This window comes from Psychrobacter sp. A3 (assembly GCF_028823565.1).
GTDB classification, from domain to species: domain Bacteria; phylum Pseudomonadota; class Gammaproteobacteria; order Pseudomonadales; family Moraxellaceae; genus Psychrobacter; species Psychrobacter celer.
In genome coordinates this window covers 1-1,329 of sequence record NZ_JAPEHS010000154.1, presented here as the reverse complement: position 1 = coordinate 1,329, position 1,329 = coordinate 1, and the positions used below count along the sequence as shown (strand labels likewise).

General features: G+C 40.0%; 1 protein-coding gene. It reads right to left on the bottom strand.

From position 1 onward, the window contains the following. Window positions 1–194: 194 nt before the first annotated feature. Window positions 195–917, bottom strand: a complete 723-nt coding sequence (locus tag NK638_RS12230) for a CHAP domain-containing protein (RefSeq protein ID WP_068405068.1) — start codon at window positions 915–917, stop codon at window positions 195–197. Window positions 918–1,329: the final 412 nt, after the last annotated feature.

Here is a 1,329-nt window from a genome sequence, read left to right as displayed (position 1 = left end):
GCCCATAGCGATGCATTGGTCTGCGACATATCAGAGCAGCAAAGCTCTGCGAATAACCATATCGGGCACAGTCACTAGTCACTAGGGCGTGTTGAACCTTCAACCATGGCACTGACAGAGACTATTTGTGAATGTTCAACACGCCCTACTGGGTTGGAGGAAATAACAACTATGTTGTGCTGACTTAGAAAGTCTTATTTATCATTCATAGCAAGGTAGATATTACGATCTGATGCGGATGCGTCATCCACATATTTTGAATCACGCCATGTCGTATAAGCATAGACACCACTGTATGGGCTGATACTGTTCTGACGGAAGTCAGAAATCCAATTTGTACCATCGAAAATTTGAATATGGCCATGTGGACGCTTTGATGAGCGATCATAGACAATAACATCACCTACTTGGGTTGGCATATCATTGCTGATTTTGCTGAAACCTGCTTTCTCAAGTGTGCCACGAGTAGCGTACTGATAGGCTGAAGGATTTGGAGTGAACTCATAACCAGCTGATTGTAGTGCTTTACGTACGTAACGGGCACAATATCCAGAGCTGCCAGATAAAGCCACTTTTGAGGCGCGAGCAGCAGCGATAGCGGGGGCTGAATTGCTGTCAGGAACCTTATTGACTTGCTGCTGTTGTTTTTCAGCGTATAAGCGGCTGTTTAATGATGAAAGCTGATTCTCTTTTTGCTTGGCCTGCGCACTTAGGTTGCTAATTGCTTGACTAATTTCATCATTATTAGAAACATAAGCACCACTTTTGGTGCTATAGATGTTTTTTGATGAACCGTAGTTTGATGCCACAGAAGTATTGGTGATGGTATTATTTGTTTGAGAGATTGTGATAGCAGCACCACTCGTTTGTGCTATGCCCATACCCAGTACTGACAAAATCAATAAAGCCTGTTTCATAAATCTAATACCTACGGTTAATTCAAAATCGTCTGTTATCAACAACAGCGCAGTCAATTAAATCTCAATAACTCAAGTATATATATGTCATAGTGACTGATACTTCTGCTGCATATTATTCATATAAAAAATGATTATTGGCGATCACAGCTCATTGAAGTCTTACGAAGCTGTTACAAATCAAGCTGCTGACCAAAACACAAAGCCGACTTTAGCATAGGCTGTTTAGCCTGTCATCCCCCTTAAAAACCCCAAAAATACTTTTTTGATGTCGAAAAAATTGCTAATATCCCACATTTTACAATGTAAGTTTGTGTAACATGTACAGAATATAGCTGACTAGATTGACCACAATTTCTACTGTTTTATAAGCAAAAAAACGTCTGAGGGTTAAATCTATAATTTAGATTTA

What these genes read in the sequence shown, in the direction of transcription:
- NK638_RS12230 (WP_068405068.1), bottom strand. Translation starts at nt 917, where the DNA reads ATGAAACAGGCTTTATTGATTTTGTCAGTACTGGGTATGGGCATAGCA.